Here is a 23,711-nt window from a genome sequence, read left to right as displayed (position 1 = left end):
AGGCTCCTTTAAGTTTGATGGGTGAAAACCCGAGATTATTGACAGAGACCAAGCGATTTGTCTATAGGCTTAGTCGCGAACATCTTCTGTATGTACGCTAGCACATCGGCAAGCATCGCAACAGCAGAGTTGCACGGCAAACAGGGCTCCTAAATGAAAGGAGGGGCGCGCGAGCCCCCCTCAAGATCAGTCTGTCTAGGTCTTACGTCACCAAGCTTCTCAACCAGGTCAGCAACCTTTCCCAGATGGACAGGCGGTGCACTGAATCGCTGGAAGATTGGTCAGGTTGCGAGCTCCGGCGTGGCACGTCGATGCTCTTCCTTTGTTCGTAGTACTTTTGCTTCCTCGCCCGATCACGGCTTCGTCCTGCGGCGATCGCCTTCTCGGACATGCCACGCGCCCACACCACGGCGCCGCCCCAGATGAAGTAGTGAGAGCGACATGGAAACGCCCAGTTCCCGATCGACGGATCCAAGGTCGCGCCACCTCGCTTCTCGAAGGACAGAGTCCAGTCGGTCGGTGCAAGCGGGGTGATGACCTCCTTCCCACAACCGCATGCACACAGGTGCGCCGCCACATCGCCATCCCGTGTCACGTAGAGCACGTGCGCTTCAAGCGACTCTGGGATCACGTCGACCGGCTGGTGCCTGAACCGGATCTGCTTCACCGCTGCTCGCGCCGGTTGAGTTGGTTCAGGTTGACGCTGAACGTGGTCTCGTACTCCTCCTGGTCGTCCAAGTAGAAGCCGCTCATACGTTTCCACTTCGCGACGGCGAGCGCGGCGTTCAGGCAGTTGAAGTCCGCCACCTGAATGTTTGACGCATACAACTCCTCGTCACGATCCACGCGAGGCACACCTGCCAGTGCGATCTCTCGCGTGGTGGGAGTGCTGGCGGTGACCCGGCAGGTACCCCAGATCGCCTCCTGATCTGCGGACAGATTGAGGCCGAGGCCAACGTCAATGACCACGACCTTAGTCGCTGCAAGCGCGCCAAGGACGAGTTGGCGAACTTCGCTGCGATCCACGCTCAAGAACACGTAGTCGAACTCCGCGAGCTCCATCACGTTGCTCTCATCGATCATCACCTCGCGAGCCACGACCCCACGACGCATCGTCGAGTAGTACTCGCTGAGGTACTTCACTTTCGTGATGCCACGGTCGAGGATGTCCCGCGATATCGCTCCGGGGAAGCGAAAGGCGTTGTGAGGTCGCAGTAGGTCCGCATCGTACAGATGAATCTCCGAGACGTGCGTCTTCGCCACAAGATCCAGCCCGTAGCTACCCGAGCCGCCGAGACCAACGAACGCGATGCGCTGCGGCTTGAAGCGCGCCGACAGCCGCTGAATGCCAGCTCGGCTCGACGCGGTGTCCTGGTAGAGGAACACCGAGTCCTCCTCGATCGGCTCATGCGTCCGGAAGGTCCGAGCGTCGACCGTGGGGTCCAGCGCCTTGGCTTGGCTGGAGATCACGCGCACGTAGCTGGTGACCTTCTCGTAGTAGCTCTCGTAGTAGCCGCATCGCGGCTTGTTGGAGAACCAGTGTTGAGCAGTCACGCCTTCGGCCAGCTTGAACTCTCCGCTTTGGCACCGGATCTGCACGAGATCCAAGCCATCGGCCTTGCACGGATGCTCACCGATGAAGTGCACCTGGTGCGTGCTCGGGCGACCGAGCACGTCTGGCGTAGTAGTGCTCAGCTCCGAAACAATCACGCCCCTTGCGATCTGCTTGTTGGAGTTGACGTAGGGCACCGAATGCACCAGGAGATGACCCGATCGAAGCTCGACCTCGAACCCCTCGTTGATCAGGCGCTGCAGATCCGGATTAAGACTTATCAGTCGGCGTGACATAGAACTTCATCCCTTCTTTGACGACAACGGACTGGCCTTCGACCAGGGTACCTTCGGCGTTCTGGCGGGGGCCAGCTGCATAGTTGATCGAGTAGATAATCTGGTCGCTGGGAACCGCGTTGGGTTCGGCCAGCTTGACGATCTCCCAGTACGTGAGCACGCGGCGATCGACTTCCCGCGGCCGCGAGTTGACCTTGATGGTGATCTTGATCTGGCGGGTGATGAACCGCTCCGTGCCCGGCATGGCCAGGTCAACCAATTCCTTGTCTTCGATGACGCGGTCCTCACCACCGGCCGCATCAAGCCAGACATCGGTCGTCTCGCTCAGGACGCCCGCCAGACGCTTGATCGTTCCACCCGAGATGTGCGCGGCCCCCCAGTCGAACGCGCGTTCGTCCAGGAGGAAGCGGAAGGAGCGGTCGCTGCGGAACACCAGGAACTTCTCCGCGCCGGCACTGCGCAGGTCCACGGTCTCCTCCGGCCGCACGACCTCCAAAGCACCGTCACGAAGAACTTGGAACACCAGGAAATCGCTCGCCGGTCGCGCGCCGGCGACCGCAAGGATCTGACTTCCAGTCACGACCGGGTCATGGACCACCTTGCCCACGAACTGCATGGACTGGTCGCCAATCTGGATACCAAACGGCCCGTGCTCACGCACGGCACGCCCTGCCGACACCGCGGCGTAGACGTCTTCAACACCCTCTTCAAACTGGTTCATAAATGCCTCTAAAAGTTGTCGCACGGCATGCCGCGCATGTGTTCGTTGATCTGGCGCTTGCTCAACGCGTCCGCTGCTGAACGCTTGATGCAACTATGCGCAAGCATGCTAAGTTTGTCAAGCATTATGAGCATGCGTTGAAAACTTAGCAGAAGCGGCTAGACTGGAGGCAGGCGGGTGCTCGTGTCGGTCACGGGGCTGTCGCCGCACGATGAGTCCCTGTGAAAGTCACACTAGGTCAATACCTCGCCTCGATCCGGAACGATCGCAAGATGTCGCTGAGGCAGGTCGAAGAAGCCAGTGGGAAGGAGGTTTCGAACGCTTACCTGAGCCAACTGGAGAACGGAAAGATCCAGCAACCTAGCCCGACGATCCTCAACAAGCTCGCCGAGATCTATGGCATCGAATACACGACGTTGATGGAGCTTGCTGGCTATCTGCCTCCGGCATCAAGCCGAGAGGCCGGCGATCGCCATGGACGCGTCGCCACGTTCGCGGATCACAACTTGAGCGTCGATGAAGAGGCCCAACTGCTCGAGTACCTGCAATTCATCCGATCGAGAAAGCGCACCTGATGAAACCCGACGACAGCAGTCTTCAATCCGTTGAATTGGCAGCTGTCGAGAGACAGGCGCGCACCTTGCTTGATCGGGCGTCGGCCTGGGGACGATATCCGACTCCAATCGATGACATCCTTGAGGCGGCGAAGCTACGCGTCGCGCCCCGGAGCATGTTCGATCCAGCAGCTTTCCTCGCGTTCGTGAAGAGGAAGACAGCGGAGGCTGCCCATACCCTCAAGACAGCGCTATCAAAGGTCCTGGGGCTCTATGACGCCAACGAGCAGATCATCCACATCGACGAGACCGTTGGGCGGTCCAAGCAGACGTTCCTAAAGCTGCACGAGACAGGACATCACGAGCTTCCGACCCATCGAAAGATCTTTCGGCTGTTCCAGGACTGCGAACAGACCTTGGCACCCGCGATTGCGGATCAGTTTGAGCGGGAAGCAAACAACTTTGCCCGCTTCGCCTTGTTCCAAGGTGGAGCATTCAGGGATATGGCGGCGGACATGGCAATCGGCGTGAGAACTCCGATCACCCTGTCGAAGAAGTTCGGCGCCTCGATTTACGCGTCTGCGAGAGAGTTCGCTAGGTCTCACCACCGAGCTTGCTTGGTGATTGTGTTGGAGCCACTTCGCGTTGTTCCTGGACAGGCCGCCGTAGCCGAAGTACGTCGCGTCGAAGCGTCGCCCTCCTTCACGCAGCGGTTCGGAAATCCAACTCTAGTCCGCATCGCCTCGGATGAAGCGCTCGGCCAGCTACTGCCGATTGGTCGGAAGATGACCAAGCCGACACCTTTGGCATATCGCGACCGCAACGGGGATGTGCATGAATGTCTTGGTGAAGCCTTCGACACCAAGCACAACATCCTGATCTTGATCTATCCGACGAAGGAGCTCGCTGGATCGATGCTTGTGCTCCCCTCGCATCTGCAGCCGCTGCAATGACACCGGCGAGGTTGATGCTCGCTGACAGAGCGCGTACCCCTTGCGCGGGGAGATGGAGTGGAGGATGGGAGGATCAAGACGGACCTTTGCGTGCCGCCGCCGCCGTGTCTCGCCGTCCCTTACTGCAGCGAAACCAGCTCACCGAGGTCTGATGACATGAAGCTCCCTGCCGCGCGGAGGATTGGTGGGCCATTGAAGGTGCGGCCGATAACTCGGAGGCGCGGTGTTCGGAGCAACGCCGCTGGCTAAGATTGCAGGTGCGCGGGTGCGGCGCCTCGCGCACATCAATTCCAGGAAACAGGAGAGCGGGGCGAATGAACTTGACTGAACTGACCGTCAACTGGTCTCGCTGCATCTACATCGATCGTGCGATCGACGCCGAATTTCTGAATGAGCTGATTCCGCGGATCGTCGCGCTTCGACAGGTGAGTTCAGATCCAATCACCGTCGCGATCAACAGCCCCGGCGGCAAGGTCTACTTGATCGACAAACTGCGGTCGCTCATCAAGTCCCCAGATCAAGACGGAAACACCTGTCGGATGATCACCGTTGCCACCAATGTAGCGGCAAGCGCCGCAGCGATGTTGCTTGCTCTGGGCGACTACGCGGTGGCCCTTCCGCACAGCAATGTGCTTTTCCACGACGTGCGGTTCGGCTCGGTCACAAACGTGACTCCTTCACGAGCTCTGGAGACCGCTCGCTCCTTGGAGAGTTCGAATGATCGTGCGTCGCTGAAGATCGCAGAGGTAATGATTCAGCGTTGGCTGTGGATGTACCTCGACGTGCATCACAGACTCACGGAGGTGAAGGAGCTAGACCCCCAGGCCGTAGCCCATTTTGAAGACGGGGTGCGGCTGTTGAAACTCCCCGATTGCGAGCACGTGCAGTTGGATCTTCCTGGCCTGCTTACGTTCGTTCACGGCCGTCTGAATTCAGACAACAAGCCGCTCGTCGACAACGCGCTTGAGAAGCTCAGCCGCTGGGGACTCGTGACCAGTATGTCCCAAAAGGAGCTGAGTCGAAAGGACGAAACCGGCAAGGAAGGCAAGTTGCTCAGCGGTCTAGCAGAGCTCTACAGCGTCATGCACCGCGACGGGCCGCCCTTCGACAGTGAAGACAATCGCAAGCACCTGACGGCGTTCATGCATGTGCTCTCGGCATCGCTTGGAACGAAGCCGCCGCTTGAGGCGCTTCAGAGGGCGCTCCAGGAGGTTCAGCTGTTCGATGCCATCGATAGTCCCAAGCACCGATTCACAGCGATTCGGCTCATGGTTGAGCATCGTGTGGAGTTCTTCGGAGTGGACGTGGCAATGCGATGGCCCGACATGGCCTCCGAGGAGAAGGGCAAGATCATTGACGAGTCGATGCCGGCCGTACGTACCCTGTGGCTCATCTGCGTGATGATCGCGAGAGAACTGTTCACAGGAGAACATCCGCTTGAGCCAGAAGAAGCGATGGCCTTGGGACTTGTGGACGAGGTGCCTGGCGCATCGGTGTACGAAAGCCGCCGAGCTTTTCGCGCCAAGGCGCTGCGCGCCAAGAGCGATCAGCGAGAACCGTCCGATGAAGCCGCCGACGAGGTGAAGTGAACTCGCAGGCCAACGACGAGAGCTTCCGAGGCTTGCGGTACAGACATCGCTTCGGCTCCCTTGATCCCTGGTCCGGCGAGGATCGCGCCCGAAACGAGCATTCGCGTAAGGGTTGCATTCATCGACTTTGATGGTGTCCTTCATCCGGCCAAGGGGCGGTCGGCTGAGACCGGCATACCCAACGGCCCGCAGTTCCCGACGAACCTCGATCCATAAGGTTCATCGCGGAACTCAGATCGAGATCTACGGCCAGCCCGGGCCGATTCGATTTGAAAATCGGGCCAGAGTTGACGGCCGATCTCACTCGGGACTTCATGGGAGGGAGTGTCAGAAATTCTGTGTTTGAGGCGTTTCTACGAGGCTACGAGCCGGCCCTTGTGAACCGGTCTGCGTAGAGGATGGCGAACTGGTTCATTGCCTCTCGCCAGTTCTTGGCCGCGCGCCCCCAGTCGGCCGTGATGTTGCGCAAGGCCAGCCGGAGTAGCTTGCTCGCCGCATCGTCACTGGGGAAATGGCCACGAGACTTGATGATCTTGCGCAGCTGCGCGTTGAGGCTCTCGATGGCATTGGTCGTGTAAATCACCCGCCGCATCTCCGGCGGGAAGGCGAAGAACGGGATCACGCGGTCCCAGGCCCTGCGCCAGGCAGCGACCACGGTGGGAAATTTCTGGCCCCAGGCGCTTGCCTCGAAGGCGTCCAACTCTGCCGCAGCGGCCTCGGCGCTTGGCGCCGTGTAGACCAGCTTGATGGCCGCCGCCAGCGGCTTGCGGTCCTTCCAGTTGGCGTAGTCCAGGCTGCGGCGAGTCAGGTGCACGATGCAGGTCTGTAGCGTCGTGGCCGGATACACCGCGCTGAGCGCCTCCGGCATGCCCTTGAGTCCGTCCGTGACCGCGATGAGGATGTCGTTGACACCGCGCGTCTTCAGGTCGTTGAAGACCTTCATCCAGAACTTGGCGCCTTCGGTGCCTTCGATCCACAGCCCCAGGATGTCGCGCGTGCCGTCCGGCAGCACGCCCAGCGCCAAGTAGACGGCCTTGTTGCGCACCACCGCGTCCTCGCGGATCTTCACGCGCAGCGCGTCGAAGAACACCACCGGGTACATCGGCTCCAGCGGCCGCGCCTGCCAGGCGCCCACCTCCGCCATCACGGCGTCAGTCACGCTGCTGATCAACTCAGGGCTGACGTCCACGCCGTACTGCTCGGCCAAGAAGGCCTGCATCTCCCGTACAGTCATCCCGCGCGCGTAAATGGCGATGATCTTGTCGTCGAAGCCGGTGAAGCGGCGCTCGTGCTTGGGAATCAGCAGCGGCTCGAAGCTCGAATCCCGGTCGCGAGGAACGTCGATGCGAAGCGGCCCATCCTCGGTCAACACCGTCTTGCCGGTCTTGCCGTTGCGCAGATTCTTCGTCGTCTCGGGCTTGTCGGCTCCGCTTGGATAGCCCAGGTGGAATCCCAGCTCCGCGCCCAACGCTCTCTCGATCAAGGCTTTCTTGAACGCCATCGAGGCGGCATTCACTTCCTCGCCGGTCATCGGCTGGCCCTTCACGATCTGGTCGATCAACTCATCGGGGATCTTGGGCAACGCGGCAGACTTGGCCGCAATCGCGGCGTTCCTCAGCTTGGTCTTGCTCAGAGGTTTGTCGATTGGCATAAATGCTCCGGGTTCGGGTCATGTGATGCCTCGCACACAAAATTCAGGACAGGCCACCTGAACGTTCGATGAACGTCCCATCAGCACTCTCGACTCCCCAGGAGCTTGGCGAGTCTGCACTTCGTCAACGCGCGATCAGCGACGATCTGCCGCGTCGTTGCCTGCATAGGTGCTTGCCGCGCGCATGGGCAGACGGATGCCTTCGGTGTGTCGAGCACCCCGACTTCGAGCTTATCGATCTAAGCACCAACTCCGATGCGGCAGGCATCGCGTCACACACAAAAGTCAGGTCAGGCCCAATGCCGCTGACAGCTCACATCTCAGCGTCATGGACCTCCCGGTCCAAAACGAGAGACAGCCGAGCGCAGAGCATCGTCAGCCATCCGGCCCAGAGCCTCTCATCCACATTTCCCTCGAATAGAACACCGGAGGGTTCGACCGAAGCAATGATGTATTGCTCGCCGCCGCAAACGCCGAACCACGAAGCAGTCGGTTGATCGCCTTGCCACCCGGGCAGCGACTCATAGACGGCTGCAATCTTCTGCCAATCGGATTCCGGCCAGTCGTACCGTATGTTGAGCGTGATGGTGTGGCGCATGGGTGCCATTATCGGCACTGGGGCGGCGCGAGACGCCTTGCCAACGAGCGCCCTCCCCCCTCACTCCACCGTCACACTCTTCGCCAAATTCCGCGGCTTATCCACATCCGTCCCCCGCGCACACGCGGTGTGATACGCCAGCAACTGCAGCGGCACCGTATGCAGAATCGGGCTCAGCGCGCCATAGTGCTCCGGCATCCGAATCACATGCAGCCCGGCCTCGCTCTCGATCTTCGTATCCCCGTCCGCGAAGACAAACAGCTCACCGCCACGCGCCCGCACTTCCTGCATGTTGCTCTTGAGCTTTTCCAGCAGCGTGTCATTGGGCGCCACCGTGACCACCGGCATTTGCGCCGTGACCAGCGCCAGCGGGCCGTGCTTCAATTCACCCGCCGGATACGCCTCCGCATGGATGTAGCTGATCTCCTTGAGCTTCAGCGCACCTTCCAGCGCAATCGGATAGTGCAATCCGCGCCCCAGGAACAGCGCATTCTCCTTGCGCGCGAATTCCTCACTCCATGCAATGACCTGCGGCTCCAGCGCCAGCACCGCTTGCACCGCCACGGGCAAGTGGCGCAGTGCCTTCAGGTGCTCGGCCTCTTGCTCGTCCGTCAGATGGCCGCGCGTCTGCGCCAGGGCCAGCGTCAGCAGGAACAGTCCCACCAATTGCGTGGTGAACGCTTTGGTCGACGCCACACCAATTTCCGCACCGGCGCGCGTAATGAATGACAGCGCGCATTCACGCACCATGGCACTCGTGGCCACATTGCAGACAGTCAAGGTGTGCAGCATGCCCAATGAACGCGCATGCTTGAGTGCGGCCAGCGTGTCGGCCGTCTCGCCGCTTTGGCTGATGGTGACGACCAGGGTGCGCGGATTCGGCACGCTGTCGCGATAACGGTATTCGCTGGCAATCTCGACACTGGTCGGGATCTTCGCAATGCTCTCCAGCCAGTACTTGGCCGTGGACCCCGCATAGAAGCTGGTGCCGCAGGCCAGGATCAGGACCGAATCAATGTCCTTGAACACGCGGTATGCCCCATCGCCAAACAGCTCCGGCGTGACGCTGGTGACCGCGTCCAGCGTGTTCGCAATCGCCACCGGCTGCTCGAAGATTTCCTTCTGCATGTAGTGGCGATACGGGCCCAGCTCCGCGGCGCCGCTGTGCGCATGCACCGTCCGCACCTCACGCTCCACCGTCTGGAAGCGGCCGGTGGCCGCATCGCGGCTGCTGATCCAGAAGCGGCCCAGTTGCAGGTCGACCACATCGCCCTCTTCCAGGTAGACGATCTGATCGGTGACGCCGGCCAGCGCCATCGCGTCGGAGGCCAGGAAGTGCGCGCCGACGTATTCGTCACGCCCCACGCCCAGCACCAGCGGCGATCCCTCGCGGGCGCCGACCACGCGGTGCGGTTCGTCGCGATGGAACACGGCAATCGCGTAGGCCCCCTTCAGGCGACCGATGGCTTGTTGCACCGCCTCCAGCAGATCGCCTTGATAGAACAGATCGACCAGGTGCGCGATGACTTCGGTGTCGGTCTGGCTCAGGAACACATAGCCGCGGCCCTTGAGCTCGGCACGCAGTTCGTCGTGGTTCTCGATGATGCCGTTGTGCACCAGCGCAACGCGGCCGGGACCTTGCGGTGCGTCCACGCCAGGACCGTGCGAGAAATGCGGGTGGGCGTTGTGGACCGCCGGCACGCCGTGGGTGGCCCAACGGGTGTGCGCGATGCCGGTGCCCGCCGCTACGCCGTCCTGCGCGGCCAGCGCTTGCAGTTCAGCCACCCGGGAGGTGCTGCGCGCCCGCCGCAGTTGACCGTCTTGGTGGACCGCCACACCGCAGGAGTCATAGCCGCGGTATTCCAGGCGCTTCAGACCCTCGATGAGGATGGGAACGATGTCCTTCTGGCTGACGGCGCCGACGATGCCACACATGAGAGTCTCCTGAAACCGATTGCGAATGGCGGAATGCTAGGCAGGTCGGTGCCGAAGAGGCTTTCAAGATCGGCCGTCTGGTGAAAGAATCAATCATCCAATCTCACGATTGAACGAATTCTTCATTTTCAAGCCGTTTATGGAATTTTTCATCACCCTGGATGCGCTGGATCTGCGGCTGCTCGATCTTCTGCAGGAAGACGCCTCCCTGTCCAATCAAGCGCTGGCCGACCTGGCCCATGTCTCCCCAGCCACCTGTCTGCGTCGCGTCCGGCGGCTGGTGGAAACCGGCGTGATCGAGAAACAGATGGCCATCGTCTCGCCAGAAAAGGTCGGCGTCGGACTCTCCGCCCTGGTGGAAATCACCCTCGACCGACAAGGCGCCGAACACCTGGATGCGTTCGAAACCCTCGTCGTCGCCGCGCCGGAAATCCAGCAATGCTGGCGCGTGGCACCCGGCCCCGATTTCATCCTCGTGCTGCAAGTGTCCGATATGCCGGCGTATCACGCGCTCGTCCAACGCCTGTTCACCCAACACGCCAACGTGCGGAATGTGAAAACTTTCTTCAGCGTGAAACGCGCAAAGTTTGATCCGCGGGTGGCGGTCGGGGTGGCAGGGGGGCGGGTCTTGCGCTAACTTGTTGGAAACGGCGCGTGGACCGAAGAAGCCGGCGGCCCGCTCCGCTCAGGCGCTCCGCATTCGCTCCGCAGGCCGCCGGCTCCTTCGGTCCCGAATCACCGAGGTCATCGGGCTATCGTCCTCACACGAGCCGCGCGTGCTCGGGGTACCGACGACGTAGGGACTCGCGTTATGCGGCGACCCATGCGATAGGGACTAGCTGCGCCGTCGAGTTATGAGCCATCGAGTCATCGAGCGGCCCAGCGATGGCGCAGTCACGCGGTCGCTCGATGGCGTCGTCCGATCAACGCGTCAGGATCAGCAAGCCCTTGAGGTATTCACCCTCGGGGAAGTAGATGGTCTGCGGATGGTCCGGCGCGGCGCCCACACGGTCCATGATGAAGCCATCCACCGCCGCGTCCATGCCGGCGCCCGCCACGATCTTGTGGAACAGCTCCGGGCCAATGCCGCCCGAGCAGGAGAAGGTGAACAGCAGGCCGCCCGGATTGAGCAGCTTCAGGCCCAGGCGATTGATGTCCTTGTACGCACGGGCCGCGCGCTCCGCATGCGAGGCGGTGGGCGCGAACTTGGGCGGGTCCAGCACGATGGCGTCAAAGCGCCGGCCTTGCTTGATCATCTCCCGCAGGGTGTGGTTGACGTCAGCGTCCAGCGCGGTGTGGCGGCTCGGCTCGAAGCCGTTGAGCTCGACGTGCGCCGTGGCCCGTGCCAGCGCAGGGGCGGACGAGTCCACGCTGATGACCTCGGTGGCACCGCCCGCCAGTGCCGCGACCGAGAAGCCGCCGGTGTAGCTGTAGCAGTTCAGGACCGATTGGCAGCCGTAGTGGCGGACCAGGTCAGCGAACTTCTTGCGGTTGTCGCGTTGGTCCAGGTAGTAGCCGGTCTTGTGGCCCTCAGCCACATCCAGGCTGAGCTTCCATTCGTGTTCGCTGATGACGATGGCGGTGTCGCCCTCGCCGCGCAGCCAGCCGGTGGCGGGCTCCATGCCTTCGAGCGTGCGCACGCTGGCATCGGAGCGCTCATACAGCCGGCTCAGGCCGGTGGTGGCGAGCAGCAGGTCAGCAATCTCCTGCTTCCAGCGCTCGACGCCGGAAGCCAGGAACTGGGCGCACAGGGTGTCGCCGTAGCGGTCGACGATCAGGCCGGGCAGGCCGTCGGCTTCGCCGTGGATCAGCCGCATCGCGTCGGAGGCGATGGGCATGCGGGCGCGCAGCGCCACCGCGGCTTCGATCTTGCGTTGGAAGAAGGCGGCGTCGATGCGCTCATGCTCATCGAAGCTCCAGGCACGCACCCGGATCAGCGAGCTGGGGCTGAACGAGGCCCAGCAGAGGAACTGGCCCTCGGCGGACTCGACCCGCACGGTCTCGCCCGGGTCGGCCTTGCCCTTCTCGATCGAGCCTTGGAACACCCAGGGGTGGCGGCGCAGCAGCGAGCGGTCCTTGCCCGCGCGGATTCGAATCACTTTCATGGGGGCGATTCTCCCCGATGCCGCCGCACTCAGGCGGTCTGCATCGCCAGCACCTCTTGCGGCACCGGCGGCCAAGTGCCCGCTGCGCGTCGGGCCTGGAACCAGCGGTGCATCGACGCATCCTCCACCGCATACTCGCCGCGGGCCGATTTCCACACCAACGCCGGCATGCGCTGCCGCAGGGATTCGAGCGCGCGCTGCACCGTGGGCACCGTCATCGGCTGCGCCAGCAGGTCGCCGTAGAAGCGCAGCGCCTCCGCGTCGTAGGGACGGAAGCGCGGGCCCTGGTCCAGCATGCGCCACAGCACGACCTGCTCCACCGGCTTGAGGCCGAGGAAGTCGGCCTCCATCTGGGCCTCGTCATCACGCTGCCGATCGGATGCGGCCTGCAGCAGGGCCGGCTCGAAACGACCGGAGAGATTCGCCAGCGGGCTCAAGACCTGCCCCAACGCGGCCATGAAGAACTGCGGCCGGTGCCCGAAGGCCTCAAACGCCTGATGCAGCGCGGCCTGGTCCACCGGAATGAGCGACGGCCGCTGCGATTCGATCAGCGACGCCACATGCGCAATGAAATCCGGCCCCAGCGGCGGCATGCGCTGCACCTGGGAGCCGAAGAACGGCGCGGCATTGGAGTTGACCAGCCGGATCAGCTTGTCCCGGTCCGACCCGGACATCACCAGCATCAGCCGCACCTCGCCCGGGCGGTTCAGTTGGTCGCGGGCCGACTTCAGCGAGGTCATGGCGGCCTCGCCGTCTTCGCTGGTCAAGGCATGCTGGGCTTCGTCGATGATGAGCGCGATCGGCTTGCCGGAGGTCTCATGCAGGGCGCGCAGGGCGTCCACCAGCGTGAGCCCGTCCAGTTTGCCGATGCGGGTGGTGTCCACCTGCAGCCAGCCGGCCAGGCTGACCTTGTCCACACCCGCTTTCTTCGCCGCGCGCGCCACCAGGCCCAGTTGAGGCTCCAGTGCGCGGCCGATGGCGTCGGCGATCAGGGCGCCGGGGTCGCGGTGCGGGTCCGCCCACAGGTCCACATAGACCACGGCCACGCCGCAGACTTCCAGCAGCGGCTTCAGGTCGCTTTGCAGGAAGGTGGATTTGCCGGTGCGACGCGGTGCGGCCAGGAACAGGCCGTTGTGGGCATCACCGAGCAGCGCCTGGCCTTGCAGCGCTGCCGCCACCTGTTGCGCCAGTTCGGTTCTCGGGAAGGCAATCATCTTTTATCGGTCAATTATCGGCTTTCCGATAATTTATCGGTCCGACCGATAAAAGGCAATCCGCTCGCGGAAACTCAGCGCTTGGCAGCCGGTCCCAAGGTGCCGAACGCCCAACCGATGTTGAGGCTGACCATCGGCGTGCTGTGCTTGTCCCCGCCCAGCGCCTTCCACTGGCCGATGCCGACCTTCACCCGCAGCCGATCACGCGCCGAGCGGCCTTCCCACTGGCCCCAGACCTCGCCTTGGGTGACCGCGCCGCCGCCCACCGACACGCCGCCGCCGCCCGCCGCACCGACCATGCCCTCGGCACCGAAGCGGAAGCCGCCGGCCAGGCGCGGCGTCTGCGCGCCAAGACCGAACATGCCGTAGGAGAACGCGCCCGCCTTGCCGAAGGCCGCGCTGCCGGCCTGCGCCGCGCCGTACCAGGGACCGCCGAAGTCACGCGTCATGCCGATGCCCAGGCCGGTGACCGCGTCGCGGCTGCCGTCCTTGAACTTGAATTCCTTGAAGCGCGGCATGCTGAGATACCAGGACTGATTGCGCACCGTGCCGGATTCCAGCGGCGGGCTGTTGAGCACCCGGGAGGTCTTCTCCAGCGGCAGCGCCAGCGAGGCGCGGACCTGCAGCGCGTCGTAATGCCCCCAGGGCGCGCGCATGTAGCCGGCATCCAGACGCAGCGTCGGGCCCCAGGGCGTGATCCAGCGCAGCGTCGGACCGGCGCGCACCAACCAGCCGCCGCCGGTGTCCAGGTTTCCGCCGCCGCCCAGGCCGACGGACAACTGCCCGCCCACGCGCAAGCGCTCGCTGAAGACACCCCAGTCCTGACCGGCATTGGCCAGGATCTCCATGTAGCCGTCGGCGCCGCCCGAGGCCGCCCCCGAGGCTTCCAGCCCCCACCAGGAGGCACCGTTGCCGAAGTACTGGCGCAGATCGGCGCCCGCCTTGCCCTTGCGGCCGGTGAGCTCACGCCCATCCCGGGTGCGGCTGCCGCTACGCGGTTTCTCGACGCCCGCGCTCAGCGCGATCTCATCAAAACCCATGCCGGTGCGGTCGCCCGCGCGTCCGTCCAGGCCCGCATCGGCGGGGGAGAAACTCAGGAAACGGTCCATGCGGCCCACCATCACCGTCCAGCCGGTGTCCTTGATGTTGCCGCTGGGGAAGCGCACCTGGGCCACCCCCACGCCCGCATACCAGTTGCCGAACTCGCCGCGCAGCGACACCTCGGGGCGCAGCATCAGGCCCCCACCCGCACGCACCCTGTCCGAGCTCACGCCGCCGCCCGCACCGGCATACAGGCCGGCTGCGGCGTGCCAGTCGCCGCCCAGGCGCCAGCGGCGCTGGGCGGTGAAGCCCGCCGTGAACAGACCGCCGTAATTGCCCTTCGCGGCGCCATAGAAGGCGGGGCCCAGGCCCCAGTCTTCATTGACCGCCACCATGTAGTTCAGGCCCAGGAGGGCGGTGGTTTCGCCGGTGGGCATCTTCAGCGGCGTCCAGTTCATCTCGAACGCAGCGGGGCGGCTGTCGGTGGCGGTGACCAGCCGAGGCTTGTCGTCGCCGGACAGACCGGTGCGCGGCAGTGAGGCGGACATCGACGTGGCTGATGTCGATGTCGATGTCGATGTCGATGTCGATGTCGACGATGACGTTGATGCCGGCGCACTGGCGGCGGCCGGTGCGGCCGAAGCCGGCGACGGTGCCTGCACCTGCGCCTGGGCGCCGGCGGCCATCAGGGCGGAGCACAGCAACAGCGGCCGGGAGGGAAATCGTTGGGGCGCGAGCGGGCGTGACATCGGACGAAGCATCGGTGGGATTCGCGGGTGAACGTTATTTCTTTTTCGCGCGGGGATGCGCGGCGTCGTAGACCTTGGCCAGATGCTGGAAGTCCAGCCGGGTGTAGATCTGCGTCGTGGTGATGTTGGCGTGGCCCAGCAGTTCCTGGACGCCGCGCAGGTCGCCGCTGCTTTGCAGCAGATGCGATGCGAATGAGTGGCGCAGCATGTGCGGATGCACATGGGTGGGCATGCCCGCCGTCAGCGCCCGCTGCTTCAGGCGCTTGCGGATCATGTCGGGACTCAGCCGGGCGCCGCGCGGACCGACCAGCAGCGCCGGCTCATCCGCCGCCGCCCATTGCGGGCGCAGCACCAGCCACTGCTGGAGCGCCGCCAGCGCATGGCTGCCCAGAGGCACGGCGCGGCGCTTGGCGCCTTTGCCCAGCACCTGGGTTTCCGCCGCATCCAGCTCCACCCAGCCCGCCGATTGCGGGTGATGGCGCACATCCAGGCCGGTCAGTTCGGACACCCGCAGGCCGCCCCCGTAGAGCAGCTCGACCAGGCAGCGATCCAGGGCCTCGGCCACCGGATCGGCATTGTCCTGCTGATGGTCGGCCAGCCGCACCGCGTCGTCGACGCCCAGCGCCTTGGGCAGCGGCTTGCCCTGCTTGGGCGCCCGCACGTCCACGATCGGATTGGAGGCCACCAGCCCCTGCTGCCCCAGCCAGCGGTACCAGCCGCGCCAGGCGGAGAGGATCAACGACAGCGTTCGCGGCGCCAGCTTCTGTTCATTCAGCCGGGCCAGGAAGCGACGGGCCTGCAGGCTGGAGAGGGTGAGCAGCGCCAACCCGTCGGCCTCGGCCATGTGGACCAGACGCAGCAGCGCATCCTGATAGAGGGTCAGCGTGCGCTCCGCCAGGCGGCGCTGCACACGCAGGTAATCCAGATAGCGCCGCTGCTCGTCAGTCAGGCTGGGCGACAGCATGCGGATCCGCGTTCAGCAGGCGCGACAGCGCGGCGCTGGCGATCTCACCGACGCGCGAGAGGAACTCGGTGCCCATCTCGGCGGTGTAGCGGGTCGGGTCCGGCGAGCCCAGCACCAGCAGGCCGAAGGCTTGCGAGGGCGAACCCGCCGTCAGCGGCACCAGCGCCAGCGACGCCACATCCTCTTCCAGCCAGCGGGCGGCCTCGAATCCGGAATTGATGCCGCAATAGGGCTGATGCAAGCTGCCGACAAAGGTCTTCACATCGGTGCTGACCTCGGCCGAGAACTGGGCCAGCGTCTGGCCGGCGTTCACATTCCACAGCCGCAGGTTGGCCTGCGGGATCAGGAACTGATGGCGCAGCTCGCGCAGCAGCACCTCGGGCAACTGCCGGTCGTCGCGGGTGAGCATCAGCGCGAGCGTCCAGCGGTGCAGGCGGTCGGCGATGGCGACGTTCTCCTGGCCGTTGCGGATCATCTCGACGATTTTCTGCTCCAGGCCCTTGATCTTGTCGCGCAGCAGTTCCGCCTGACGCTCCTGCAGCGACACCGCGCGCTGGCCATGCGGATGGGAGATGCGCACATTCGCAAGCAATTCGGCGTGACGCTCGAAAAAGCCGGAATCCTTCGCCAGATAGTCGGCGATGTCCTGTTCGGTGATGCCTTCGATGCCGCTCACAGTTCGATTTCTCCTTCAAAGACGGTCTGCGCCGGACCGGTCATGTAGACCGACGCGTTGAGGCCCTGAGACAGGCCCGCCCATTCGATGCGCAGGTCGCCGCCGTGGGTGTGCACTTCCACGGCCTCGTCCAGCCAGCCCAGCCGGATGCCGGCCACCACGGCCGCGCACGCACCGGTGCCGCAGGCCAGGGTTTCGCCGCTGCCGCGTTCATAGACCCGCAGGCGGACCTCCGAACGGCTGACGATCTGCAGGAAGCCGGCATTGACCCGCCGCGCAAAGCGCTCATGGCCTTCCACCAGCGGTCCGACCAGGGCCACAGGCGCATGGTCGACGTCGTCCACCCGCTGCACCGCATGCGGGTTGCCCATCGACAGCACCGCGACCTCGGCGGTCAGCCCGTCGCCCAGCGCGAGCGACCAGCGCTCGAAGCCGTGGTCCAGGCGCGGCGCCAAACCGGTCGGATCGAAGGGGACCTGCGTCAGGTCGAAGACGGGGGCGCCCATGTCGACGGTCACCCGACCGTCCTCACGCAGGCGCAGCTCCAGCAATTTATTGACGGTCTGCACCCGCACCGTGTGCTTGTCGGTCAGGCCCTTGTCGACCACATACCGCACGAAGCAGCGCGCGCCGTTGCCGCAATGCTCCACCTCGGAACCGTCCGCATTGAAGATGCGGTAACCGAAGTCCACGCCGGCGGTGGTCGAGGCCTCGATCACCAGGATCTGGTCGCAGCCCACGCCAAAGCGACGGTCGGCCACCCGCCGAAGCTGGTCGGCCGACAACGGCATCGGTTGTTGCGTGGCATCCAGCACAACGAAATCGTTGCCGGCGCCCTGCATCTTGGTGAAGCGCAGTTTCATGGCGGGGATTATCTCCGCGGGCCTGCGACACGGCGCCGCTAAATCAGCAGGACCCGTCGGCGGCGCGCATCGGCAAGACCGCCCGGGGCATCGAAAGGGATCCGGTCAAGCCGACCACCAAGGACCGACCCGCCCCTGCCCTGCCTTGCGCCGCCCTGCTCAGTCTTGACCGACCGCATTCCCGACGGCGACAACGCCCCCGACCAGCAACGCTCAGCGCGCGTACAGCGAAGGCTCGCCCGGCGGTCGGGTCTTGAAGCGCTTGTGAACCCAGAAGTACTGCGCGGGGTTCTCCAGGATCCGGGCTTCCAGCCACTGATGGAAATGGCGCGCGTCCGCTTCCAGGTCGCCGCTGGGGTAGCCTGGCAGCGGGTCATGGGCGCGCACAAGAATGCCCTCGCCCTTGGGCAGCATGGTCACCACCACCGGCTGGACCACCATCTTCATCGTCTGCGCGATCTTGGCCGGTGCCAGCAGGGTGTTGGCCGGCACGCCGAAGAACGGGATGAAGGCGGAATCCTTGGGACCGAAGTCCATGTCCGGCAGATTCAGGAAGCTGTAGCCGTCCCGGATGTGGCGCAGCACGCTGCGCACGCCTTCATGCCGGTCCACCAGCTTGGTCACGCCGAAGCGCGAGCGCGCATGCCGCAGGCGGTCGTCCACCACCGGGTTGCTCTGGCGCTGGTAGATGCTGGCGCCGGGACGCGACTGGTTGAGCATCAGCGCCGGGCCGATCCAGTCCAGGCCCACGAAGTGCGGCATCAGCCACATCACCGGGCGGTCCACCTGTTCGGACAGCTTGATGTTGCCCTCGATGCGCATGAGCCGCTGCAGCCGCTCGGCGGAGGCGAACCACAACAGGCCGCGCTCCAGCAGGCTGCGGCCCAGCCAGCCGAAGTGCTCCCGAACCAGCGCCTCGCGGGCGGGCGCGGCCATGTCCGGAAAGCACAGCTCGACGTTGCGCAGCGCCACCCGGCGCCGCGAGCCCGCCACGCGGTGGAGCAGCCCACCCAATCCCCAGCCCAATGCGGCCAGCCAGCGCAGCGGCAACCAGTGCAAAAGCCACAAGAGTCCGATCGCTGCATGCGTCGCTAGTTTTCCCATCTACCTTGCCCAGCCTTTCGCCTTCTTCTTTTCTATAATGAATTCGTCGCCGAGTTAATTTGGACAACTTGCGGGGCGACTCATAAATCCCGCTAAAGCGTTCGCCGCCTGACTCCTCAGCACGGCAACGCCGACGACTGAACACAGGAGTTTAAATTGGCAAGCGATTTCCTCTTCACCTCGGAATCCGTCTCTGAGGGCCACCCCGATAAAGTGGCCGACCAGATCTCCGACGCCATCCTTGATGCCATCCTCGCGCAGGACCCCCGCTCCCGCGTGGCCGCCGAGACCCTGTGCAACACCGGCCTGGTCGTCCTCGCCGGCGAGATCACGACCAACGCGCATGTGGATTACATCCAGGTCGCACGGGACACCATCAAGCGCATCGGCTACGACAACACCGAGTACGGCATCGACTACAAGGGCTGCGCCGTCCTGGTGGCCTACGACAAGCAGAGCAACGACATCGCCCAGGGCGTGGACCAGGCGTCCGACGACCACCTCAACACCGGCGCCGGCGACCAGGGCCTGATGTTCGGCTACGCCTGCGACGAGACGCCGGAACTGATGCCGGCGCCCATCTATTACGCCCACCGGCTGGTGGAGCGCCAGGCCCAGTTGCGCAAGGACGGCCGCCTGCCGTTCCTCCGGCCGGACGCCAAGAGCCAGGTGACGATGCGCTACGTCAACGGCAAGCCGCACAGCGTGGACACCGTGGTGCTGTCCACCCAGCATGCGCCCGAGATGTCGTTGGGCGACAAGATGAAGCCGGAGTTCTACGAGGCGGTCATCGAGGAAATCATCAAGCCGGTGCTGCCCAAGGAATGGCTGCAGGACACGAAATACCTGGTCAACCCGACCGGTCGTTTCGTCATCGGCGGCCCGCAGGGCGATTGCGGCCTGACCGGTCGCAAGATCATCGTCGACACCTACGGCGGCGCCTGCCCGCACGGCGGTGGCGCGTTCTCGGGCAAGGATCCGACGAAGGTGGACCGCTCTGCCGCCTACGCCGCCCGCTATGTGGCCAAGAACATCGTGGCCGCCGGCTTGGCGCGCCAGTGCCAGATCCAGGTCGCCTATGCGATCGGCGTGGCCCGTCCGATGAATGTGACGGTCTACACGGAAGGCACCGGTGTCATCCCCGACGAGCAGATCGCCGCGCTGGTCAACGAGCACTTCGACCTGCGTCCGAAGGGCATCATCCAGATGCTGGATCTGCTGCGTCCGATCTACACGAAGACGGCGGCCTACGGTCACTTCGGTCGTGAAGAGCCCGAGTTTTCGTGGGAGCGCACCGACAAGGCGAAGGCGCTGCGCGCCGCCGCCGGGCTGTAAGTTCGTCGCCTGCTGCGCAGGCCCGGTGTTTTGCCACGAAGCACCGCGACTTCCCCCCCACTCCGGGCCGCCTCTGGCGGCCCGTTTCATTGTGGCCCCGGCACAATCGCGGGATGAGCCCGACGCCCTCCACACCCGCGCCGCTGACCATCCTGATCGTCGACGACCAGAGCGCCACCCGCGTGGCCTTGACCGCCGAACTGGACCGGGTCGGCCATCGGGTGCTGGAAGCCGACAGCGCTTCCTGGGCGCTGGAGCTGTTCCGCCGCTATCGGCCCGACATCGTGCTGATGGATGTGGAAATGCCGGGCCAGGACGGCTACTGGACCGCCCGCGAAATGCGCGCGGCCGAGCCCGGCGGCTGGACGCCGATCATCTTCCTGTCCCAGTTCAACCAGGCGGCGGATGTCTGGAAGGGCATCGAATCCGGCGGGGACGACTACCTCGTCAAGCCGGTCTCGCCGATGATCCTGCATGCCAAGCTGCGGGCCATGCAGCGTCTGGCCCAGATGCGGCAGCGGCTGGTGAAGATGTCCGAAGAGCTGCGCACCGCCAATGCGCAGCTGGAGAAGCTCTCCACCGTCGACGCCCTCACCGGGCTGATGAACCGCCGCGCGCTCGATGCCCGGCTGCAGCAGGAGCTGGAACTCGCCCGCCGCGAGGCCAAGCCGCTGACCCTGGTGCTGTGCGATGTGGACCACTTCAAACGCTACAACGACACCGCCGGCCATGTGGCCGGTGATGCCTGCCTGCGCCGCGTGGCGCAGTTGCTGAAGGAAACCTGCCGCCGCCCGAGCGACTGCGCCGGCCGCTACGGCGGCGAGGAATTCGCGCTGGTGCTGCCCAACACGCCACGCTCCGGTGCGATGACTTATGCCCGGGCGCTGATCCGCACCATCGAGCTGGCGGCGATTCCGCATCCGGATTCCCCGACCGGCGCCAGCATCACCCTCAGCGGCGGCATCACCACCTGCCTGCCGGATGAAAGCACCAGCGCCGAAGGCCTGATCCTGCGGGCGGATGACGCGCTCTACAACGCCAAGTCCACCGGCCGGAACCGCTTCTTCAGCTACGAGATGCAGATGGACACCGAGGAACAGCGCCGTCGGACCTCGGCGAGCTGACGAGCCTCCACCGGCGAGCCCTCGGCTCCAGCCGCAGTCGCGGTCGCAGTCGCAGCCCAAGGCCAAGCCCAAGTTCCAGCTCAAGCGCCGGCCACATCGCCTCTGCGCTCGCCGCGGCCGCTGGCCTGCTGCCACATCCGGGTGACGATTGAGATAGCGTGTCGACACCCTCATCGACCGCGCCCTCGCCCCGCCCCTCCGCCATGCCCGTGATCGACCACGACGCGCTGCGGCGCCACGCCATCGCCCGCACCTTCTTCAAGCCGACGACGCTGCTGCGCGCGATTCAGCGGCTGGGCTTCGTCCAGGCGGATCCGATCCGCGCGCCGGCTCGGGCGCAGGATCTGATCCTGATGCATCGGGTGAAGGACTATCGCGCCGGCCAGCTGGAGAGCCGCTATGCACGGCTGGCCGTCGAGGAAGACTGCCTGGTCAACTACGGTTTCCTGCCTCGGGAACATCTCGCGCTGATGCATCCCCGCACCGCCCGCCGCGCCTGGGACGCGGAGATGAACGCCCGGGCGGCCGAGGTGCTGTCCTTCATCCGCGAACGGGGTCGGGTCCATCCGCAGGATGTGCAGAAGGCGTTCTCCCACGGTCGCGTGGCGGGCTATTGGGGCGGCGAGTTGAACGCCAGCACCCAGTTGCTGGACGGCATGCACTACCGCGGCCAGTTGCGGGTGGTGCGACGAGAGACCGGCACCCGGGTGTATGAAGCCATCGACCACCGGCCGGTGGACGACAGTCCCGAGGCCCGGCATGCGCGTGCCGCCGCCTTGCTCGACCTCATCGTGCGGCTGTATGCCCCGCTGCCGGCGGCCAGCCTGGGCTACCTCACCACGCTGCTGAACTACGGCGCACCGCATCTCAATGCCGAGGCGCGGTCCGTCGTCAAGCAAGCCCGCGAGCGCTATGCCCACACCAAGCTCGACGGCGTGACCTGGTTCTGGCCGGTCGATGAAAACCCCGCCTCGCGCAGCCACAAGGTGGATCCCCTGCGGTTGCGGTTTCTCGCGCCGTTCGATCCCTTGGTCTGGGACCGGCGACGCTTCGAACACCTGTGGGGATGGGCCTATCGCTTCGAGGCCTACACCCCGCCCGCTCAGCGCACCATGGGCCACTATGCGCTGCCCATGCTGTGGGGCGACCGGATGATCGGCTGGGCCAACCTGAAAGTCAGCCACGGCCGGCTGGTGCACGAGCTCGGCTTCATCGAACGTCGACCGCGCGATGCGGCCTTCCGTCAGTCGCTGGATGAGGCGCTGTACAGCACCTCGGTCTTTCTGGGAATCGCTGGCTGAAGACGGAGCGACGCGGCACAGAGCTGCCGCATCGCGGTGCGATCAGCCCAAGTGATCGGCTCGTCTGATCAGCCTGATCGGCCTGATCGGCCTGATCGACACCACCGGTCGACTGCCCTCATCAACCAGGTTGGACGAGCGGCCCGGCATTCGGCGCCGGCCCTGGGTCCGGGCCTGACCTCGCTCAGGCCGCCTGGCGCTGCGGCGACGCGCCGTTGACCAACGCCATCGACACCTCCGGATAGCGAAGCCCCGAGACCGGATGCGCCGCCAGCAGATCACGCAGGTCCTCCCGCAGGACATCGGTGAGCAGCAGCCGGGCGGCGCGGGCGTTCTCCTCCAGGCGCGCCAGGCTGCGGGTGCCGGGAATCGGCACCACATCCGGGCCCCGGTCCAGCAGCCAGGCCAGCGCCAGTTGCGCCGCGGTCATGCCGTGGTCGGCGGCCAGCGCGGTCAACGCATCGGCCAGGGACAGGTTGGCCCGCAGATGCGCCGGCTGGAAGCGCGGGTTGTGACGGCGCCAGTCGTCGGCCGCGAGCTGGTCGGCGTCACGGATCGCGCCGGTCAAGAAGCCTCGGCCCAGCGGGCTGTAGGGCACCAGCGCAATGCCGAGTTCACGACAGGTCGGCAGGATGTCCGCTTCCACATCGCGGGTCCAGAGCGAATACTCGCTCTGCACCGCCGCCAGCGGATGCACCCGATGGGCGCGCCGGATCGTCTCGGCCGACGCCTCCGACAGGCCGATGTGCCGCACCTTGCCGGACCGCACCAGCTCGGCCATGGCGCCGACGGTGTCCTCGATCGGCACCGTGGTGTCGACCCGGTGCAGGTAGTACAGATCGATGTGGTTGACCCCCAGCCGCCGCAGGCTGGCGTCGCAGGCGCGGTGCACATTGGCCGGGCGGCCGTCCACGCCGGCGGAGAAGCCTTCGGCATTGCGGACGATGCCGAACTTGGTCGCCAGCACCACCTCGCGGCGACGGTTGGCCAGCAGCCCGGAGATCAGCCGCTCGTTCGCACCCATGCCGTAGATGTCGGCGGTGTCCAGGAAGTTCATGCCCAGGTCCAGCGCCCGGTGCAGCACGGCCAGGGAATGGCCGTCATCGGTCGGTCCGTAGAAGTCGGACATGCCCATGCAGCCCAGGCCGAGCGCGGAGACCTCCGGCCCGTGGGCGCCGAGGCGGCGGCGCGGCAGTTGCGGCAGCTGATTTTTCGGTTCTCGGGTCCAGACGGTCATGACGCACTCCTTGCGATTCGTTCGCGCAACGCCCCACGGCCGTCGCGATGTCGTCAGCTTAGGAATTCGCCCCCCTGCGCGACCAGCGCAAATCTCGCCCATCCTTGCCCAATTCTCCGGACCCCGGACCGACGGTCTGGGCACGCGCG

Annotated in this window: 21 protein-coding genes; 7 read left to right on the top strand and 14 right to left on the bottom strand. The window is 65.0% G+C overall.

Features of this window, described 5'->3' with window-relative positions; genetic code table 11:
- Positions 1-202: 202 nt before the first annotated feature.
- The 3 genes from N4261_RS03695 to N4261_RS03685 are packed head-to-tail and all read right to left on the bottom strand — an operon-like array spanning position 203 to position 2,569.
- Positions 203-667 carry a ubiquitination-like system serine protease family protein gene (locus N4261_RS03695; RefSeq protein ID WP_261758871.1) on the bottom strand — a complete coding sequence of 155 codons (465 nt, stop codon included), beginning with the start codon at positions 665-667 and terminating at the stop codon, positions 203-205.
- The gene (locus N4261_RS03690) at positions 664-1,848 is read right to left on the bottom strand and encodes a ThiF family adenylyltransferase (protein ID WP_261758870.1); all 1,185 of its coding nucleotides are present in this window, start codon (positions 1,846-1,848) and stop codon (positions 664-666) included. Before N4261_RS03690 ends, N4261_RS03695 begins: the two co-directional genes overlap by 4 nt.
- A complete protein-coding gene (locus tag N4261_RS03685; RefSeq protein WP_261758869.1) occupies positions 1,823-2,569 on the bottom strand; it encodes a multiubiquitin domain-containing protein in 747 nt (248 codons plus the stop codon). Before N4261_RS03685 ends, N4261_RS03690 begins: the two co-directional genes overlap by 26 nt.
- Before the next feature lie 221 nt (positions 2,570-2,790).
- Between N4261_RS03685 and N4261_RS03680 the strand changes: the two genes are divergently transcribed.
- From N4261_RS03680 to N4261_RS03670, 3 genes are all read left to right on the top strand, one after another.
- Positions 2,791-3,144: a helix-turn-helix domain-containing protein gene (locus tag N4261_RS03680; RefSeq protein WP_261758868.1), complete on the top strand. Its 354-nt coding sequence runs from the start codon at positions 2,791-2,793 to the stop codon at positions 3,142-3,144.
- Entirely contained in the window at positions 3,144-4,076 is a 933-nt protein-coding gene (locus tag N4261_RS03675; RefSeq protein ID WP_261758867.1) for an ImmA/IrrE family metallo-endopeptidase, read from the top strand. The genes N4261_RS03680 and N4261_RS03675 overlap by 1 nt, the downstream gene beginning before the upstream one ends.
- Before the next feature lie 314 nt (positions 4,077-4,390).
- Positions 4,391-5,665 carry an ATP-dependent Clp protease proteolytic subunit gene (locus N4261_RS03670; protein ID WP_261758866.1) on the top strand — a complete coding sequence of 425 codons (1,275 nt, stop codon included), beginning with the start codon at positions 4,391-4,393 and terminating at the stop codon, positions 5,663-5,665.
- Between the two features lie 361 nt (positions 5,666-6,026).
- Here N4261_RS03670 and N4261_RS03665 read toward each other — a convergent pair whose 3' ends face one another.
- The 3 genes from N4261_RS03665 to glmS form a co-directional block, all read right to left on the bottom strand.
- Positions 6,027-7,316, bottom strand: a complete 1,290-nt coding sequence (locus N4261_RS03665; protein WP_261758865.1) for an IS256 family transposase — start codon at positions 7,314-7,316, stop codon at positions 6,027-6,029.
- Positions 7,317-7,629: 313 nt separating this feature from the next.
- On the bottom strand, positions 7,630-7,914 hold the full coding sequence (locus N4261_RS03660; protein ID WP_261758864.1) for a hypothetical protein: 285 nt from the start codon (positions 7,912-7,914) through the stop codon (positions 7,630-7,632).
- 60 nt (positions 7,915-7,974) lie between these two features.
- Positions 7,975-9,849 carry a glutamine--fructose-6-phosphate transaminase (isomerizing) gene (gene glmS, locus N4261_RS03655; protein WP_261758863.1) on the bottom strand — a complete coding sequence of 625 codons (1,875 nt, stop codon included), beginning with the start codon at positions 9,847-9,849 and terminating at the stop codon, positions 7,975-7,977.
- Positions 9,850-9,988: 139 nt separating this feature from the next.
- Between glmS and N4261_RS03650 the strand changes: the two genes are divergently transcribed.
- Positions 9,989-10,486 (top strand): Lrp/AsnC family transcriptional regulator, encoded by a 498-nt coding sequence (locus N4261_RS03650; protein WP_261760600.1) that lies wholly within the window; start codon positions 9,989-9,991, stop codon positions 10,484-10,486.
- A 286-nt stretch (positions 10,487-10,772) separates the two neighbouring features.
- On the opposite strand, the gene N4261_RS03645 is transcribed toward N4261_RS03650, so the two are convergent.
- The 7 genes from N4261_RS03645 to N4261_RS03615 all read right to left on the bottom strand — a co-directional run bounded on the left by N4261_RS03645 (position 10,773) and on the right by N4261_RS03615 (position 18,565).
- A complete protein-coding gene (locus N4261_RS03645) occupies positions 10,773-11,954 on the bottom strand; it encodes a class I SAM-dependent rRNA methyltransferase (protein WP_261758862.1) in 1,182 nt (393 codons plus the stop codon).
- Between the two features lie 29 nt (positions 11,955-11,983).
- Entirely contained in the window at positions 11,984-13,168 is a 1,185-nt protein-coding gene (locus tag N4261_RS03640) for an ATP-binding protein (protein ID WP_261758861.1), read from the bottom strand.
- Positions 13,169-13,242: 74 nt separating this feature from the next.
- Positions 13,243-14,958, bottom strand: coding sequence for a hypothetical protein (locus N4261_RS03635; protein WP_261758860.1), 1,716 nt, complete (start codon positions 14,956-14,958; stop codon positions 13,243-13,245).
- A 34-nt stretch (positions 14,959-14,992) separates the two neighbouring features.
- Positions 14,993-15,922, bottom strand: coding sequence for a tyrosine recombinase XerC (locus N4261_RS03630; RefSeq protein ID WP_261758859.1), 930 nt, complete (start codon positions 15,920-15,922; stop codon positions 14,993-14,995).
- Positions 15,900-16,598 (bottom strand): DUF484 family protein, encoded by a 699-nt coding sequence (locus N4261_RS03625; RefSeq protein WP_261758858.1) that lies wholly within the window; start codon positions 16,596-16,598, stop codon positions 15,900-15,902. The genes N4261_RS03630 and N4261_RS03625 overlap by 23 nt, the downstream gene beginning before the upstream one ends.
- Entirely contained in the window at positions 16,595-17,461 is an 867-nt protein-coding gene (gene dapF / locus N4261_RS03620; protein ID WP_261758857.1) for a diaminopimelate epimerase, read from the bottom strand. Before dapF ends, N4261_RS03625 begins: the two co-directional genes overlap by 4 nt.
- 213 nt (positions 17,462-17,674) lie before the next feature.
- Positions 17,675-18,565, bottom strand: coding sequence for an LpxL/LpxP family acyltransferase (locus N4261_RS03615; protein ID WP_261758856.1), 891 nt, complete (start codon positions 18,563-18,565; stop codon positions 17,675-17,677).
- A gap of 156 nt (positions 18,566-18,721) precedes the next feature.
- Between N4261_RS03615 and metK the strand changes: the two genes are divergently transcribed.
- From metK to N4261_RS03600, 3 genes are all read left to right on the top strand, one after another.
- Positions 18,722-19,900, top strand: coding sequence for a methionine adenosyltransferase (gene metK, locus N4261_RS03610; protein WP_261758855.1), 1,179 nt, complete (start codon positions 18,722-18,724; stop codon positions 19,898-19,900).
- 113 nt (positions 19,901-20,013) lie between these two features.
- On the top strand, positions 20,014-21,024 hold the full coding sequence (locus tag N4261_RS03605; RefSeq protein WP_261758854.1) for a GGDEF domain-containing response regulator: 1,011 nt from the start codon (positions 20,014-20,016) through the stop codon (positions 21,022-21,024).
- A 203-nt stretch (positions 21,025-21,227) separates the two neighbouring features.
- The gene (locus N4261_RS03600) at positions 21,228-22,325 is read left to right on the top strand and encodes a DNA glycosylase AlkZ-like family protein (RefSeq protein ID WP_261758853.1); all 1,098 of its coding nucleotides are present in this window, start codon (positions 21,228-21,230) and stop codon (positions 22,323-22,325) included.
- 184 nt (positions 22,326-22,509) lie between these two features.
- Here N4261_RS03600 and N4261_RS03595 read toward each other — a convergent pair whose 3' ends face one another.
- Positions 22,510-23,562: an aldo/keto reductase gene (locus tag N4261_RS03595; RefSeq protein WP_261758852.1), complete on the bottom strand. Its 1,053-nt coding sequence runs from the start codon at positions 23,560-23,562 to the stop codon at positions 22,510-22,512.
- Positions 23,563-23,711: the final 149 nt, after the last annotated feature.

Origin of the sequence: Roseateles amylovorans, assembly GCF_025398155.2 — a bacterium.
GTDB lineage: Bacteria > Pseudomonadota > Gammaproteobacteria > Burkholderiales > Burkholderiaceae_C > Roseateles > Roseateles amylovorans.
Note: the sequence above shows the minus strand (reverse complement) of the source record. Positions and strands in the feature narration are given on the sequence as shown.